Source organism: Lentzea rhizosphaerae (assembly GCF_042649515.1).
Classification (GTDB): domain Bacteria; phylum Actinomycetota; class Actinomycetes; order Mycobacteriales; family Pseudonocardiaceae; genus Lentzea; species Lentzea aerocolonigenes.
In genome coordinates, this window is the sequence record NZ_JBHRZI010000057.1 from 597,907 (window position 1) to 613,047 (window position 15,141).

Below are 15,141 nucleotides of genomic sequence, written 5' to 3' on the forward strand. Positions count from 1 at the left end.
GCCTGAACTCGTGTTGTGCGCGGTCGACGAACCGATGGCGAACGCCTGGCTCGCCGTCGCCGACGGACGCACCGGGGTGCGGGTGCATCGCGGGTCCGTGCTGGACATCCGCGCGCAGGCGATCGTCAGTCCCGCCAACTCCCAGGGCTGGATGCGCGGCGGCATCGACGCCGTCTACGCCACGGCGTTCCCCCAGGTCGAGACCAACGTCCGCAGCGCGGTGCTCGCGCTGCACGGCGGTGAGCTCCCCGTGGGCGAGGCGCAACTCGTCGCAACCGGCGAGACCGAGCCGGCGTGGCTGATCAGCGCGCCGACCATGCGGCGGCCCGGCGAGCGGCTGCCGGGCGACACCGTCCACCCGTACCTCGCGGCACGGGCCGTGCTGCGGCTGTGGCTCGAAGGACGCCTGGAGGACGGCACGCCGGTGCGCGACGCCGTCCGCACCATCGCGATGCCGGGGCTCGGCACCGGGGTGGGAGGCGTCGCGCCGTCCACGTGCGCGCACCAGGTCGCGGCCGCGTGGGACGAGGCGTTCAACCCGCTGCACGTCTAGGACCTTGTGCACAACCCTGTGGACAGAGTTGTGGACACCTGTGGACTACTGGCGTGGGGCGACCCATCGTTCCAGGTCAAGCTCATCTGTGATGGGGATGCCGTATTCCCCAACGGCGGGGATCTCGGGCTTGAGCTTCCGCGCCTCCCGCACCGCGTCCGGTCTCAACGCCGCCAGCTTGAAACCCCTGCGCTGGTAGAAGCGGATCGCGTCGAGGTTGTCGTTCGTGGTCGTCAGTCGCACGCGACTGCACCCGAGCGTGCGCGCCTGGCGAACCGCGGCGTCGACGAGCGCGGTGCCGACGCCGCGGCCCCGCCGCAGCGCATCGACCGTCACGATCTCCAGCTGGTGGTTGGCCACCGCGTAGGTGAGCAGACCCAGCACGTGACCCTGCTTCTCCACCAAAAAGCCCGGCAGACTCGCAGGGAAGAACACCTCGCCGTGCGCGACGGCTGTGTGCGCTCCCCATAGCTCAAGGACCAATCGGGCGACAACTATGCGATCTGCTTCCTCGACCGGCCTTACCGAGCCTTCTGCCATGCCAAGAACTGTGCCAATACGAGGCGTACTCAGGAACAGCCATTCGACGTACGGTGGATTCGTGCCAGTGCGCGTTTTGTTGGTTGACGATCACGAAGTTGTGCGCAGGGGGCTGCGCGAGATGCTGGACGACGAGGAGGACATTTCGGTCATCGCCGAGGCGGGGTCGGTGGACGAGGCGGTGACGCGGGCCGGGCAGACACCGCCCGATGTGGCCGTCGTGGACGTTCAGCTGCCCGACGGCAGTGGTGTGGACCTGTGCCGGACGCTCCGCGACCTCGGCATCCGCTGTCTCGTACTGACCGCGTTCGACGACGAGGAGGCACTGGTGGGGGCCATCATGGCCGGTGCGTCTGGCTATCTGCTCAAGCAGGTCAGGGGCCAGGACGTCGTCACGGCCGTGCGCGAGGTCGCGGCTGGACGGTCCCTTCTGGACCCCGCCACGACGGCCCGCGTGCTCGAACGGATGCGCAACCCGGCCCCGGTCGGCCTCACCGATCAGGAACAGCGCGTGCTGGAGCTGATCGGCGAGGGGCTGACGAACCGCCAAATCGGTGAACGTCTCTTCCTCGCGGAGAAGACCGTGAAGAACTACGTGACGTCCGTGCTCGCCAAACTCGGCATGGAACGCCGAACGCAAGCCGCCGCATGGGTGGCTAAACGGGGACGGACCAGGTGAGCGTCGTCCCGTTCGGTGAACTCACCACGCGGAAATCGCCACTCGCGGCCTTCGCCCGTTCCGCGAGATGCCGCAATCCTCGCTGAGTCACGCCGGACGGGATGCCGCATCCGTTGTCCGCGACGCGCAGCAGCAGATGCATCTCATCGCGCCGTACGTCGATCTGGACGTGCGTTGCGCCTGAGTGCCGCACGACATTGGACAACGCCTCTCGAAGCGCGGCCCGTGCGTCGTCGGCGTGCCTGCGCGGCACGTTCGCCAGGTCGCCTGACACGTGCAGGCGCGGCGAAAATCCGAGGAGCTCGCCGGCCGTGCGGACCTCGGCCTTGATCGAGTCGAGCAGGTCTGCGGAGTCGGCGGGATCGGTGTTGCGCAGCTTGCGCACGGTCGCGCGGACCTCGGCGATCGTCTCGTCGACCAGCTCGACGGCCTCTTCGATCCTGGCGCGCTGGGAGGCGTCGAGCTTCTTGCCCAGCCGCCGTTCCAGCAGGCTGAGCTGCACGCCGGCGCCGTAGAGCCGCTGGATGATCACGTCGTGCAGGTCGCGGGCGATGCGCTCGCGTTCCTCGTAGACAGCGACGCGCTGCCGTGCGGTGAAGCCCTCCGACAGCACGACGGCGAGGCCGGCCTGGGCCGCGAACGCCGTCAGCACGTCCACGGTCTCCTGCGTGAACGGCGCTTTGTCCCTGCGTCGATAAACCGCCAGCGCGCCGATCTTGCGGTCCGACGTGCCGAACGGCGCCACCGCGAACGGTCCATAGCTCCGCAGCGCCTGCGGCACGTACGGGGCGGTGCGCGGGTCGTTCGTGACGTCGTCGGCCATCACCGGGACCCCGGTGCGTGCGGCCTTCGCGGCGGCGCTGCGCGGGCTCAGGGTCGCGACGACCGGCTCGCCGCTGGACGCCTCGACGGTGAGCGTGCCGTCGTCGTCGGCCGTGGCGAGCATGGCCAGCCCGAGGTCGGCGTCCGCGATCTCCGCGGCCGCCTCCACCACGAGCCGCAGCACGTTCTCCGGGTCTTCCAGCGCCGCCGACGTGATCTCGGTGGACGCGACGAGCACGCGCCGCGCCAGGGAGGGGTCCATGGTCCTCAACGGTATGCGGGCGTGCCGAGGTCCAGCACCAGGTCCGCCCTCGCCGCCTCGTCCGGGCGGTGCGTGATGTGCAAGATCGTCCTGCCGTCCTGCCTGAGCTGCTCCAGGATCTTTCGCGCGGTCGGTTCGTCGAGGTGAGCGGTGGGCTCGTCGAGCAGCACCACGTCGGCGTCGTGCAGCAACGCCCTGGCGAGCGCAAGCCTTTGCGCCTCACCGCCCGACACCTGGTCGGGCCGGATCACGGTGTCGAGCCGGTCGGCCCACTCCGGCAGGCAGGCCGTGCGCAGAGCGGCCTGCAACGCTTCGTCGTCGTGCGGTCCCGACATCCGCAGGTTCTCCCGGACGGTCGTGCTGACCAGCATCGGTTCCTGCGGGCACCAGGTGGCGCGCGGCAGCTCGACGATGCCGCGCTCGGGCTGGAGGAAGCCCAGGAGCAGCGCGAACAACGTCGACTTGCCGCTGCCGGACGGGCCGACGATCGCGACGTGCGTGCCCGGCTCGATGTTGAGGTGCAGGTCCTTCAGCGTCGGCTCGGTCGCACCCGGCCAGCGCACGTCGACGTTCTCCAGCCGGATCCGCTTGCCCCTGGGGACCTCCTGGCGTTCCGGAGCGTCGAACTGGAGCCGTGCACTCGCCTCGGCCAACGCCCGGCGCTGCTGGGCGGCGAGCGGCAGTGCGGCCAGCGGTTCGGCGAGGGCGAGCGGGACCAGGCCGAGCACCGGGTTGCCGGTGGTGGCGCAGACGAGAGCCGCCACACCGGTCGCGAGCAGGACGATCGCCGTTGCTGCGCCCGTGCCGAACGCCTGCCTGCGGGTCTCCCCCGCCAGTTCGACGTCTTCGGTGTGGAGCTGGGCGAGCACGCGGTGGTGGGCGTCGTGCGCGATGAGGTCCGGCGCGGCCGCGAGAGCGTTGATCGTGTCGGCGGCGACCTTGCGACGACCCCTGGCGAGCTTCGTGCTGGCCCGGCGTTCGGTCCAGACGGCGACGGCCGGCGCGGCCAGGCCTGCGGCGAGGAGCAGGCCGCCCAACGTCAGCGCAGCCACCGGGTCGATGAACGCGAACAGGATCGTGGTCGCGATGCCCGCGCCAACGGCCACGACCGGTGGCACCAGCACGCGCGGCACAAGGTCTCGCACGGTGTCGGTGTCCTCGACGAGCCGTTGAAGTCCATCACGCCGTTGGGTCCGCACGAGCCGAAGCCACAGCTCGGCGCGCAGATCGGTCGCGAGCTTGAACGCCTCGTGGTGGGTGACCAGGCGCTCGACGTACCGGAGCACGCCCTTGCTCAGCGCGAACGTCCGCACGCCCACGACCAGCACCGACAGCGTCAGGATCGGCGGCATCTCGGCGGCACGGGCGATCAGGTGGGCCGCCAGCGCGGTCAACGCGATGCCCGCGAGGGTCGCGAGCACGCCGAGGGCGGCACCCTTCCACGGGATCGGCAGGCGCTTCGGGCGTTCCTGCTGGGTCTCTTCGGTGACGATCTTCGCGAACGTCTCGTCCTCGGTCGTCTCCTTGTCGCGGTGCGAGGCGAGTACGACGGCGGCCGTGGCGCTTGCTCTCTTGATCGCTTTGTCGACTTTGCGACTTGTCACCGGGTCGAGGTGCGCGGTCGGTTCGTCGAGCAACAGCACCGTCGCGCCGTGACGCACCCTCAGCAGGGCGCGCGCGACTGCGACGCGTTGGCGTTCACCGGTCGAGAGGTCTGTGATGCGCCGGTCGAGCAGATGCTCAGCAACGACCTCACGTGCGACCAGTTCGATGTCTTCAGCGCCAGGAACCGTGAGCTCCAGCTCGGCGCGCGGGGTGGCGGCGGCGAACGCGGGCTTCTGCGGCACGTAGGCGATGTCGCCGGCGACGAACGCGGTGCCGTCCGTCGGCTCCAGGAAGCCCAGAAGCACCTGGAACGTCGTCGACTTGCCCGCTCCGCTCGCGCCCTCGAGCCGATAGATCTCTCCTGGGCGGACGTCGAAGCTCACGCCGTCAGGAGCGAACCCGCCCCTGCGCAGGACGCGGAGGTTGTCGACGTGGACCGAGCCGCCGGGCAGCCGCGGCCGGGTCTTGTCCTCGTGGTCGACCACCTCGGCGACACGCCTGACGGCCTCCAGACCGTCCTCGCTGGCGTGGTGGGCGGCGCCCGCTGCGCGGAGGGGGAGGTAGCACTCCGGGGCGAGGATCAGCACTACCAGCGCGGTCATCAGGGTCATGTCGCCGTGGACCAGGCGGATGCCGATGCCGACTGCGATCAGGGCGACCGAGAGAGAGGCGGCGATTTCGAGGACCAGCGCTGAAAGGAACGCGATCTTCAGCGTGCCCATCGTGGCCCTGCGGTGCTGCTCGCCGATCTGGCGAACAGCCACGGCCTGCTGCTTGGCGCGACCGAACACCGTCAGCACCGGGAGGGCACGCAGGAGTTCGAGGAGCTGCGCAGAGAGGAGCTCGGTGACGTCCGCGGCCTTCTGCACGCGCTTCTCGGTGTACCAGCCGATCAACGCGGCGAAGACCGGGATCAGCGGCACGGTGATCGCGATCAGGACCGCCGACGGCCAGTCCGTGAAGAGGATCCACGCACCCACCAGCGGCGGCACGACCACGGCCGTGACCAGCGCGGGCAGGTAGCGGGTGAAGTACGCGTCGAGCGCGTCGAGGCCCTTGGTCGCGAGCACCGACAGCTCGGCGGTACCGCGTTCCGCGATCCAGCCGGGGCCGCGTTCGAACGACTTCGCGAGCAGCTGGGTGCGGAGCTCCTCCTTCGCACCGGCGGCGGCGCGCGCAGCGGCAGATTCCGTTGCCCACGACAGCGCTGCGCGCGCCAGGATCGCCACGGCGAGAAGCGGAAGACCCTCGCGGGTCGTGATCACCGACGCCAGCGCGACGGCCTGGGCGACGAGCGCCAGCGCGTTGAGGAACGCCAGGGCGCCCACCCCTGCGAGGGCGCGCCTGGCGTTCTTCGAGAGCTGGGGCAGTGCACCCAGCGGGCCTCGGTTCATCAGTGCGCTGCCGGGATGTGCTGGACGCCGATGCGCTTGCGGAACACCCAGTAGGTCCAGCCCTGGTAGACCAGCACGGCCGGGGTGCCGAACGCCGCCACCCACGTCATGACCGTCAGCGTGTACGGGCTCGACGCCGCGCCGGCGACGGTGAGCGAGTACGCCGGGTCCAACGTGGACGGCAGGACGTTCGGGTAGAGCGACGCGAACAGCACCACGACGGTTGCTGCCACGGCGAGTCCCATCAACGCGAACGACTGTCCTTCGCGGCCGGCCCAGAGCCTCCACAACGCGAGTCCGGCGAACAGGAGCACCGGCAGCGCCCACAACCCGGCGACGTAGAGCAGCAGCGCCACCAGCGGCAGCAACGCGACCGGTGCCATCGTCAACGCCAGCCGGCGGGCGCGTTCGCGGATCTCGCCCTCGGTCTTGAGGGCCAAGAAGATCGCACCGTGGACCAGCGCGTACCCGGCGATCGCGAGCCCGCCCAGCACCGCCTGCCACGTGATCGCCGCGAACGGCGAGCCGACCCGGTCACCGTTGGCGTCGATCGGCAGGCCGAGCACGGTGGTCGCGATGACCAGGCCGACCCCGAGTGCCGCAACCCACGAACCGACGAAGATCACGGTGTCCCACACCTTGCGCCAGCGGTCCGAGTCGACCTTGCCGCGGTACTCGAAGGCGACACCGCGACCGATCAGCGCCAGCAGGAACAGAGTGAGTGGCAGGTACGCGGCGCTGAAGAGCGCCGCATACCAGCCGGGGAAGGCCGCGAACGTGGCACCGCCCGCAACCAGAAGCCACACCTCGTTGCCGTCCCACACCGGCCCGATGGTGTTGATCATGACCCGTCGTTCGGTGTTGTCGCGCCCGAGGACGGGCAGCAGCATGCCGACGCCGAAGTCGAAGCCTTCGAGGAACAGGTAGCCCAGCCACAGCAGGGCGATCAGGCAGAACCAGAGAATCTCCACAGCTTCTCCCCTAGTACGCGAACGCCAGCGCGCCGTCGTCGGTTTTCGCGGGTATGACCCCGGCGACACCACCGCGGACGTACTTGCGGATCAGGTAGACCTCTACGCAGGCCAGCGCTCCGTAGGTCAGCGTCAGCGCGATCAGCGAGGTGAGGATCTCGCCGGGTGTGCTGTTCGAGACCGCCTGCGCGGTGAACATCCAGACACCGTCCACTCCGGACGGGTTCGGCACGACCACGAACGGCTGCCTGCCCATCTCGGTGAAGATCCAGCCGAAGCTGTTGGCGAGGAACGGAGTCGCGATGCCGGCGAGCGCGGTGATCGGGAACCACCTGCCCTGCGGAACGCGGCCGCCGCGGGTGAGCCAGAGCATCACGAGGCCCAGCCCTGCCGAGATCGCGCCGAACCCGATCATCAGGCGGAAGCCCCAGTACGTCACGGGAAGCGCGGGCACGTAGTCGATCGGCTTGCCGCTCAGCTCGCCGAGCCGTTCGTCGACCGGGTAGTTCGTGCCGTACTTCTCCTGGTACATCGGGACGAGGTCCTGGATGCCCTTGACCTCGCTGGTGAAGTCGTTGTTCGCGAGGAAGCTCAGCAGCGCGGGCACCGTGATGCTCTTGACGTTCTCGCAGTCCGGCCTGGTGACGTCACCGATCGCGAAGATCGAGAACGCGGCGGGCTCCTCGGTGTGGCACAGGGCCTCCGCGGCGGCCATCTTCATCGGCTGCTGCTGGAACATCAGCTTGCCCTGCACGTCACCGCTGATCGCGAGCACCGCGAACGCCACGACGCCGACCCAGGTGCCGAGCTTGAGCGAGCTGCGCCAGACCCCGGTCTCGTCCGACTTCTTCCACAGGTGCCAGGCGCCGATGCCCACGAGGAACGTGGCGGCGACGGCGAACGCACCCGCGATCGTGTGCGGGAAGGCCGCGAGCGTCGTGTTGTTCGTCAGCACGGCCCAGATCGAGGTGAGGCGCGGACGCCCGTCCTCCAGCACGATGCCGACCGGGTGCTGCATCCAAGAGTTGGCGGCGAGGATGAAGTACGCGCTGGCCATGGTCGCGAGGCTGAACGCCCAGGCACAGGCGAGGTGGACCTTCTTCGGCAGCTTGTCCCAGCCGAAGATCCACAGGCCCAGGAAGGTCGACTCGACGAAGAAGGCGACGAGGCCCTCCATCGCGAGCGGGGCACCGAACACGTCACCGACGAACCGCGAGTAGGCGCTCCAGGCCATGCCGAACTGGAACTCCTGCACGATGCCCGTCACGACACCCATGGCGAAGTTGATCAGGAGGAGCTTCCCCCAGAACTTCGTCATCTTGTAGTAGCGCTCGTTGCCCGTGCGCACCCACGCGGTCTGCATCGCTGCGACGAGCAACGACAGGCCGATCGTCAGCGGCACCATCAGGAAGTGATAGACGGTGGTGATGCCGAACTGCCACCGCGCGAGTTCGAGTACGTCCACGTCACTGAGACTAAATCCGGATCATGGCCGCTATCAGGTACGACGGTCCCGTCCCGGCTCGGGACCAAGGTCCCGTGCGCGAAGTCACCCCGGACAGGTGACAAGCGTCGGTTAGCATGGATGCGCCAGAGGGGAGTAGTTCCCACCGGAGTTCGTGGCCGGTGGCGTGGTGATCGACATACTGATCCGCCTGCGAGCGGATCCGGTGCCACACCCGTCTTGTACGGGCGAACGAGACCTCCGGCCGGGCTTTGCAGCATGCCCGGTCGGGGTCTGTTGCGCCTCCGTCCGGGCTCGGATTCGGACGTGGAGGACCTCTTGGCCACCTCATTGCTCGCGTTCATCACCGCGTTCGCGGTGGTGTTCCTCGTCGAGCTCCCCGACAAGACCATGGTCGCGACCCTGGTGCTGACCACGCGCTACCGCGCCTGGCCGGTGTTCACAGGCGTCGTCGCGGCCTTCGCCGCGCAGAGCGTGGTGGCCGCCGCGTTCGGGTCGGCGCTCACGTTGCTGCCGGACCGCGTGGTGTCCCTCGTGGTCGCGCTGCTGTTCGCCGTGGGCGCGTTCTTCCTGCTCAAGGAGGGTTTCTCGCGTGACGAGGACTCTGCCGACGAGGCCGGCACGCATGCCGACGTGCCGTTCTGGCGGGCAGCGCTGACGTCGTTCGGCGTGCTGTTCGCCGCCGAGTGGGGTGACGCCTCACAGCTCGCGACCGCCGGGATCACCGCCCGGTACGGGGCGCCGTTGATGGTCGGACTCGGCGCCTGGCTGGCGCTGGTCGCCGTCGCCGGACTGGCGGTGCTGGTCGGGCGGAAGCTCGCAGGACGGTTGCCGACGCACTGGATCCAGCGCGTGGCCGGGGTGGTCTTCGCGGGGTTCTCGCTGGTCGCGTTGTGGCAGGCGTTCTGACGGTCACCAGACCGGACGCAGACCGGGCTGGTCCTCGCCGTGCACGTGCTGCAGGTACGTGGCGAGGCCGGTCCTGATGGTGTCGAGCGTGTCCCGCCCGATCGCCTCGGCCATCTCGGTCTCGAGGTCGGACCACAGGTTGTCCGCGAACTTCAGGTAGTCGCGGCCCTTCGTCGTCAGCGTGACGTACTGGGCGCGCTTGTCCGTCGGGTGCGGTTCGCGCAGGACGTAACCCCACTCGTCGAGCTCGTTGACGATCTTCGCCGCCGCCTGCTTGGTGACGCCGAGGTGCTGTCCGATGTCGACGGTCGTCGCGCGTTTCGCCTTGAGGAACCGGAAGACGTAGCCGTGGGCGGGCCTGAGCGGTTCCAGGCCGATCTGCCTGAGGCGGTCGTGGAACTGGTCGCCCATGGCGCGGTACGTCATCGCCAGGAGCATCGGCACCGGTTCCATTCGCATCTCCTACTAGACAACCAGGTTGACCTTATTCTAAGGTTAGACAACTTCGTTGACTACTTTGGAGGTTGTCTTGCTGGTCACTGGGGATTCCGTCGAGCCGTTCGAGTTCGGCGGGTTCGAGTTCAGGCCGTTCGCCGTGCCGTCGCGCGGCAGCACCGAGATCGCGCTGTGGACCGTCGACGTGCCGGAAGGGGGCGACGGGAAGACGCACACCGCTTCGAAGGAGGAGGTCTTCTACGTGCTGTCCGGAGCGGTGACGATCCAGGGCCAGACGGCGAAGGCGGGCGACGCGATCGTGGTGCCGCCGAACACCCCGCTGTCGCTGACCGGCGGCCCCGCGCGGGTGCTCGTCGCGACCTCGGTCGGGATCATCGGCACGCTGGAGGACGGGACGACGGTCACGCCGCCCTGGTCGCTCTAGCGCCTGTATCGAAGTCCGCACCGAGCCCCTGCCGTTTGGCGCGAAAAGCACGTTCGGGCCGATAGATGGCCCGAACGTGCTTTTCGCGCCAAAAAATATGTGTCTGACCCGCTTGGCTTCGATACAGGCGCTAGTTCGCGGGTGAGCCTTCTTCCGGAGGCTCGCTCCCGGTGGTGTCCGGGGCCTCCTCGCGGAGATCGTGGGCGATCTTCTTGGCCTCGTCGATGAGTTCCTGGGAACGGTCGAGGCGCTCTTCGTCCGGTGCGGTCACGGCTCTGGGATCGACGGTTTCGTCGTCCGCCAAACTCAGGCCAGGAGGCTCCGGACGTGGGCCGCGAGGCGTTCCGCGATCTCCAGGTCCCAGTCGTCGTCGGAGGCCGGTTGCGGGGTCTCGCCTGCGACGACGCGTTCGCCGAGCAGGCGCCGCTCGGCCGGCGTGAAGTCGGTGATGGCGCGGCGCAGCAGCGGCAGGGCGTCGTCGAACGCGTCGCCGCGCAGACCGCTCAGCCACTCGTCGATCAGCCCGAAGAGGCGTGGATCGGCGGCCAGCAGGGTCGCAGAACCTCGCAGGAAGCCCGCCACGAAGGCCGTGGCGACGCTGCGGTGCAGGCGGGCGGCCACGTCGTCGCTCGTCAGCTCGCCGGCTTCCCAGAGCAGGCGGGTGGCTCTGCCGGTCGGGAGACCGTGCGCCTCCGCCTTGACCAACGCGTGCAGGGCTCGCCACCAGGTCTTCTGGTGGTCCTCGTCGGCCGCGAGACGGGCGGCCTCGTGGGCGCCGTCGATGACGGCGAGCGCGTTCTCGGCGGTTTCGTCGTCGACGTTGCGGCAGGCGAGCGGCAGGCCCACCGCGCCGCGCGTGAGCAGGCCGTGCAGGGCCACGCGCAGGAGCTCGGGGTCGGTGCCGCGGACCGAGCCGTAGCGCACGGTCCTGGCCAGGTCCGGCAGTGCGGCGAGCAGTTCGAGGGCGTCCGTGGCCATGGCCGCACACCGGTCGAGGGCGTTGCGCGCCTCGACGACGGCCGTTGGGAGCTCGCAGCCCACGGACCTCGTCAGGGTCGAGGCGGCGTCGGCCACCCTGGTGGCGTCCTTCGCGGCCTGGGTGAGGACGTTCTCGGCGGCGGTGTGGACGGTCGTGCCGTGGCGGGCAGCGACCGCGACGGACACCGCGAAGACCGGGTCCCAGCGCAGCTGCCAGACCTCGGCGAAGGTGCCGAGGGAGTTGGAGCGGTCCGGCTTGCCCCACGGCACGCCGAGAACTTCCAGCCGTCGCAGGAGTTTCGAGCGTTCGCGGTCGGTGTCCTTGCGGAGGTCCAGCTTGAGCTGCTTGGGCTGGACGTCCGCGGGGAGGCGCAGTCTGCGTTGCAGGCGTTGGAGATCCGCGGCCAGCGGTGAACGCGGGACGGCCTCGCCCACCTCGCCGAGACGTTCGCCCACGACGAGCTTGCGGTGCACCAGTTGCAGCGGGATCTCGTCGCCGCCGCAGAGCACGGCCAGCGCCGCCTCGTTCACCTCGCTCAGGCCTGCAGACGGACGTTCTCTCAGCGCGGCAAGGGCTTCCGCGAGCCGGACGGCCTCGACGGCACTGGCGGTGGAGGCCGGGAGGTCTTCTTCGCGCAGCACGGCAGCGGCTTTGGCGAACCAGCGCGGTACCACGTCGGCCTGGTGCTGCCAGAGGTGCGCGTACCAGCCGGGCGAGTCGACACCGGCGCCGTAGCCCGACTCGGCGGCGAGCTGGCCGTGGCTCCACGGGACCCAGGTGCCGGAGATCTTGCGGCGGCGCAGGCCTTTCAGCAGTGTGGTGTCTGCGGCGACCGTCGGCTTGGCGAGCAGCGCCGGGACGTGCCAGGCACCGCAGACGACGGCGATCGGGCCGTCGGTCTCCTTGCGCGCCTTGCGGATCGTCTGGCGCATGAACGCTTCTCTGCGGAGCGTGCGCTCGCCGACTTCTTCCTCGAATTCCTTGCGCACTGCGACCATGGCCTCGGCGATGGCGTCGGCGAGCTCGATCGGGTCGCTCGCGCTGTGCTCGACGACGTCTTCCCACCAGCGTTCGGGATCGTCGAAACCCGCGGCCTCGGCGAGCAGGCCGATGGGGTCCACGTTGCCGCTCGGGCCGTCGTCACCGATCGACGCCGCAGCCGGCAGGTCGAAGAAGCGAGCCGGGACCTCGTTCTCGTCGGCGTAGCGCAGTGCCTGCCACTCCGGGGAGAACTCGGCGAACGGCCAGAAAGCGGCGTTCTCGGGTTCCGTCTCGTCGTGCAACAGGATCGCGACCGGCGGCGTGAGGGCGTGGACGTGCTCGAGGAGCGCGTCCGCCTCGGGCGGCCCCTCGATCAGGATGAGCGCCGGCCGCGTCTGCTCGAGCGCCCGCTTCACCATCCGGGCCGAGCCGGGGCCGTGGTGCCGGATGCCGAGCAGGACCGGCTCAGTCACCGCTGACTTCCAGGCAGGCCCGGTAGAGGTCGCGCCACTCGGCACGCTCCTTCAGCACCGTCTCGACGTACTCCTGCCACACGGTCGCGTCCGACACCCTGTCCTTGATGACGGACCCGATGAGCCCGCTGGCCAGCTCGTCCGCGCCGAGCGTGCCGTCGCCGAAGTGACCGGCGAGCGCCATGCCGTTCGCGATGACCGAGATCGCCTCGGCCGTGGACAGGCTGCCGCTGGGCTTCTTGAGCTGGGTGCGACCGTCCACAGTGGAACCGTTGCGCAGCTCCCGGAAGATCCGCACGACCCGGCGCACCTCGTCCAGCGCGGGCGGTTCGGCCGGCAGCTGGAGCGCCTTGCCGAGCTGCTGCGCCCTGGTCACCACGATCTCGACCTCGGCGTCCTCGGTCGCGGGCGGCGGCAGCACGACGGTGTTGAAGCGCCGCGCAAGTGCCGACGACATCTGGTTCACGCCGCGGTCGCGGTCGTTGGCCGTGGCGATGACGGTGAAGCCGGGCACGGCCTGGACCTGCGTGTTGAGCTCGGGGACCGGCAGCGACTTCTCGCTCAGGATCGTGATGAACGAGTCCTGGACCTCGGACGGCATGCGGGTCAGCTCCTCGACCCTGACCACGGCACCGCTCTGCATGCCCTTGAGCACCGGGCTCGGCACCAACGCGTTCTCGCTCGGGCCCTCGGCGATGAGCCGGGCGTAGTTCCAGCCGTAGCGGACCTGGTCCTCGCTCGTGCCGGCCGTGCCCTGGACGACCAGCGTCGAGTCGCCGCTGATCGCCGCCGCGAGGTGCTCGGACAGCCACGACTTCGCCGTGCCGGGAACGCCCACGAGCAGCAGCGCGCGGTCCGTGACGAGCGTGCCGACGGCGACCTCGACCAAACGTCGCGCACCGACGTACTTCGGCGTGATCACGGTGCCGTCGCTGAGGGTCCCGCCCAGCACGTAGGTGACCACGGCCTGCGGGGACAGGCGCCAGTTGGGCGGCCGCTGACGGTCGTCCTGGGCCGCGACGGCGTCCAGCTCGGCGGCGTACTGCTGTTCGGCCGTCGGCCTGAGCACGGCGGTCACTGGGCCTCCTGTGGTTCTTCGGCTGGTGGTGCGAACGACTCGCGCAGGCGGATGCGGAGGCGCAGGACCTCCAGCTCCAGCGAGTTCTCCGGCCAACGGCGAGTCAGAGCCTCCCAGTTCGCGCCGAGCAGGTCGGCATCACCCCTTGCCAGCAACACGGCAGGAGGCCGCCCGGCACGCCAGCGCGGATCGGGCAACGCGGCGTAGCGGTGCAGCAGCGCCCGCGTCGTCTCGGGCGACCACGGCGCCGGGAGCTGGGCACACGCGTGGTCGAGCAGGTCGTAGTGCCAGTTCACGGAGACGGCGACCACCGCCTGCTCGGCGACCTTGGCGGGCAGCGCGGCCAGCATCTCGAGCTGCTCCATCCCGGTGAGCGTCTCGGCGGCGGCCGCAGCCCACGGCCGCGGATCCCGCGCGGCGGCCAGCTGGTCCGCGACCCCTCGCAGCAGGGCGTTGGCCCACGGCCCCCTGCGCAGGACGTTCGCGGCCTTGGCGTCGTTCGTCTCGAGGCGACTGGTCCAGTACCCGGGCGGCACACTCGCCGCGGCCGCCCTGATGCGCCCGGCCACACCTTTCTCGGACCCGTCGCGCATGAGATCGCGCTGCTCGGCCAGATCGGGCTGCCCGGTCCAGAGCTCGTCGGTCTGGACGTCGAAACCGTCGTCGGTGAGCCACAGCCCCCGCCCGAGCCGGTCGGCGGCTCTGGTGGCGAGGCCCGACGTCGGCAGTTTGCGGAGCAGGCGGAGCGCCTCGTCGTGGACGGCGGCGGCGCGGTCGTCGAGGGCGGTCTCGAGGAGCTCCTCGTCGGCTTGGTCGAGCCCGGTCTCCAGGGCGCTGATGAGGACCTGGCGATCGGCGGCCCTCGGGGAGTTGGCGAACTCCTCGGCGATGAAGGCGCTCGTTCTCGCCAGGTCCGCCCTGCGCTTGCGGCGGAGGGCACGCACACGCTGGGCGCTGGGCAGGTCGAGGACCTCTTCGAGCGGAACCTCGTCGGTGAGCGGCGCGGTCCCGCTGGCCCAGGACCAGCCGGGCCGGGTGGCGGCGAGCCAGCGACCACGAGTGCCGAGGACCTCGACGACGGCAGCCCGCAGCCCGGGGCGCGCCGTGCCGAGGGCGAGCAGGGCGGGGAGCATGCGGTGGTCGGCCACGACGTTGCCGGCCTTGGCGAGCGCGCACCACTCGGTGAGGAGAACCTCGTCGTCGACGCTCATGATCGCCTCGAGGACGGCCCTGGCGGCGGGGCGGGGCAGGTTCGCGGGTTCTGGTGGGGCTTGCGGGAGCGGGTCCGCCTGGACCTCCTGGGGGAGGGTGGCGCCGAACGCGGCCACGCCGAGGGCAGCGCAGTCGTTGAGCAGGGTGGTGGGGTCGCCGCCGCCTCGGGTGGTGCCGATGAGGAGGGCTTGGACGGTGTTGGACCAGTCGGCCTTCATGCCGCCACCTCCGGGGTGTGGGGGTGGGCGGGCCACAGGCGGGCCGGGGCGTGGAGGCGGGCGCGCTGGGAGTCCGCGGGGGTGTGAGGGTGGAGGCGTGCGGGCCGGGAGCGCATGGAG

The 15,141-nt window shown here is 70.1% G+C and carries 14 protein-coding genes; 4 read left to right on the forward strand and 10 right to left on the reverse strand.

Features of this window, described 5'->3' with window-relative positions; genetic code table 11:
• Nucleotides 1–34: 34 nt before the first annotated feature.
• A complete protein-coding gene (locus tag ACFOWZ_RS47485; protein WP_382381332.1) occupies nt 35–553 on the forward strand; it encodes a macro domain-containing protein in 519 nt (172 codons plus the stop codon).
• Nucleotides 554–598: 45 nt separating this feature from the next.
• Here the strand turns inward: ACFOWZ_RS47485 and ACFOWZ_RS47490 are convergent, their stop codons facing one another.
• A complete protein-coding gene (locus ACFOWZ_RS47490; RefSeq protein WP_030465499.1) occupies nt 599–1,093 on the reverse strand; it encodes a GNAT family N-acetyltransferase in 495 nt (164 codons plus the stop codon).
• Nucleotides 1,094–1,154: 61 nt separating this feature from the next.
• Between ACFOWZ_RS47490 and ACFOWZ_RS47495 the strand changes: the two genes are divergently transcribed.
• A complete protein-coding gene (locus ACFOWZ_RS47495; protein ID WP_030465500.1) occupies nt 1,155–1,772 on the forward strand; it encodes a response regulator in 618 nt (205 codons plus the stop codon).
• On the opposite strand, the gene ACFOWZ_RS47500 is transcribed toward ACFOWZ_RS47495, so the two are convergent.
• The 4 genes from ACFOWZ_RS47500 to ACFOWZ_RS47515 are packed head-to-tail and all read right to left on the reverse strand — an operon-like array spanning nt 1,750 to nt 8,291.
• Nucleotides 1,750–2,856 carry a GAF domain-containing sensor histidine kinase gene (locus tag ACFOWZ_RS47500; RefSeq protein WP_382381209.1) on the reverse strand — a complete coding sequence of 369 codons (1,107 nt, stop codon included), beginning with the start codon at nt 2,854–2,856 and terminating at the stop codon, nt 1,750–1,752. The genes ACFOWZ_RS47495 and ACFOWZ_RS47500 overlap by 23 nt on opposite strands.
• Before the next feature lie 5 nt (nt 2,857–2,861).
• Nucleotides 2,862–5,855, reverse strand: a complete 2,994-nt coding sequence (gene cydD / locus ACFOWZ_RS47505; protein WP_382381211.1) for a thiol reductant ABC exporter subunit CydD — start codon at nt 5,853–5,855, stop codon at nt 2,862–2,864.
• A complete protein-coding gene (gene cydB / locus ACFOWZ_RS47510; protein WP_382381213.1) occupies nt 5,855–6,826 on the reverse strand; it encodes a cytochrome d ubiquinol oxidase subunit II in 972 nt (323 codons plus the stop codon). The genes cydD and cydB overlap by 1 nt, the downstream gene beginning before the upstream one ends.
• A 10-nt stretch (nt 6,827–6,836) precedes the next feature.
• The gene (locus tag ACFOWZ_RS47515) at nt 6,837–8,291 is read right to left on the reverse strand and encodes a cytochrome ubiquinol oxidase subunit I (RefSeq protein WP_382381215.1); all 1,455 of its coding nucleotides are present in this window, start codon (nt 8,289–8,291) and stop codon (nt 6,837–6,839) included.
• Nucleotides 8,292–8,621: 330 nt separating this feature from the next.
• Here ACFOWZ_RS47515 and ACFOWZ_RS47520 point away from each other — a divergent pair, with 330 nt between their 5' ends.
• Entirely contained in the window at nt 8,622–9,200 is a 579-nt protein-coding gene (locus ACFOWZ_RS47520) for a TMEM165/GDT1 family protein (RefSeq protein ID WP_382381334.1), read from the forward strand.
• Between the two features lie 3 nt (nt 9,201–9,203).
• Here ACFOWZ_RS47520 and ACFOWZ_RS47525 read toward each other — a convergent pair whose 3' ends face one another.
• A complete protein-coding gene (locus tag ACFOWZ_RS47525; RefSeq protein WP_382381217.1) occupies nt 9,204–9,653 on the reverse strand; it encodes a MarR family winged helix-turn-helix transcriptional regulator in 450 nt (149 codons plus the stop codon).
• A gap of 76 nt (nt 9,654–9,729) precedes the next feature.
• On the opposite strand from ACFOWZ_RS47525, the gene ACFOWZ_RS47530 reads away from it, so the two are divergent.
• Nucleotides 9,730–10,080: a cupin domain-containing protein gene (locus tag ACFOWZ_RS47530; protein ID WP_382381219.1), complete on the forward strand. Its 351-nt coding sequence runs from the start codon at nt 9,730–9,732 to the stop codon at nt 10,078–10,080.
• A gap of 130 nt (nt 10,081–10,210) precedes the next feature.
• Here the strand turns inward: ACFOWZ_RS47530 and ACFOWZ_RS47535 are convergent, their stop codons facing one another.
• Genes ACFOWZ_RS47535 through ACFOWZ_RS47550 form a run of 4 tightly spaced genes read right to left on the reverse strand, consistent with a single transcriptional unit; the run spans nt 10,211 to nt 15,021 of the window.
• Nucleotides 10,211–10,351 carry a hypothetical protein gene (locus ACFOWZ_RS47535; protein ID WP_382381221.1) on the reverse strand — a complete coding sequence of 47 codons (141 nt, stop codon included), beginning with the start codon at nt 10,349–10,351 and terminating at the stop codon, nt 10,211–10,213.
• Between the two features lie 35 nt (nt 10,352–10,386).
• Nucleotides 10,387–12,513, reverse strand: a complete 2,127-nt coding sequence (locus tag ACFOWZ_RS47540; RefSeq protein WP_382381223.1) for a DUF5682 family protein — start codon at nt 12,511–12,513, stop codon at nt 10,387–10,389.
• On the reverse strand, nt 12,506–13,591 hold the full coding sequence (locus ACFOWZ_RS47545; RefSeq protein WP_030465509.1) for an ATP-binding protein: 1,086 nt from the start codon (nt 13,589–13,591) through the stop codon (nt 12,506–12,508). Before ACFOWZ_RS47545 ends, ACFOWZ_RS47540 begins: the two co-directional genes overlap by 8 nt.
• Nucleotides 13,588–15,021, reverse strand: coding sequence for a DUF5691 domain-containing protein (locus tag ACFOWZ_RS47550; RefSeq protein WP_382381225.1), 1,434 nt, complete (start codon nt 15,019–15,021; stop codon nt 13,588–13,590). Before ACFOWZ_RS47550 ends, ACFOWZ_RS47545 begins: the two co-directional genes overlap by 4 nt.
• Nucleotides 15,022–15,141 lie beyond the last annotated feature (120 nt).

Bases quoted from the DNA above. Each gene is read 5' to 3' on its own strand.
- ACFOWZ_RS47485 (WP_382381332.1), top strand. From the start codon at position 35: ATGGCGAACGCCTGGCTCGCCGTCGCCGACGGACGCACCGGGGTGCGG.
- ACFOWZ_RS47490 (WP_030465499.1), bottom strand. From the start codon at position 1,093: ATGGCAGAAGGCTCGGTAAGGCCGGTCGAGGAAGCAGATCGCATAGTT.
- ACFOWZ_RS47500 (WP_382381209.1), bottom strand. From the start codon at position 2,856: ATGGACCCCTCCCTGGCGCGGCGCGTGCTCGTCGCGTCCACCGAGATC.
- cydD (WP_382381211.1), bottom strand. From the start codon at position 5,855: ATGAACCGAGGCCCGCTGGGTGCACTGCCCCAGCTCTCGAAGAACGCC.
- ACFOWZ_RS47525 (WP_382381217.1), bottom strand. From the start codon at position 9,653: ATGGAACCGGTGCCGATGCTCCTGGCGATGACGTACCGCGCCATGGGC.
- ACFOWZ_RS47550 (WP_382381225.1), bottom strand. From the start codon at position 15,021: ATGAAGGCCGACTGGTCCAACACCGTCCAAGCCCTCCTCATCGGCACC.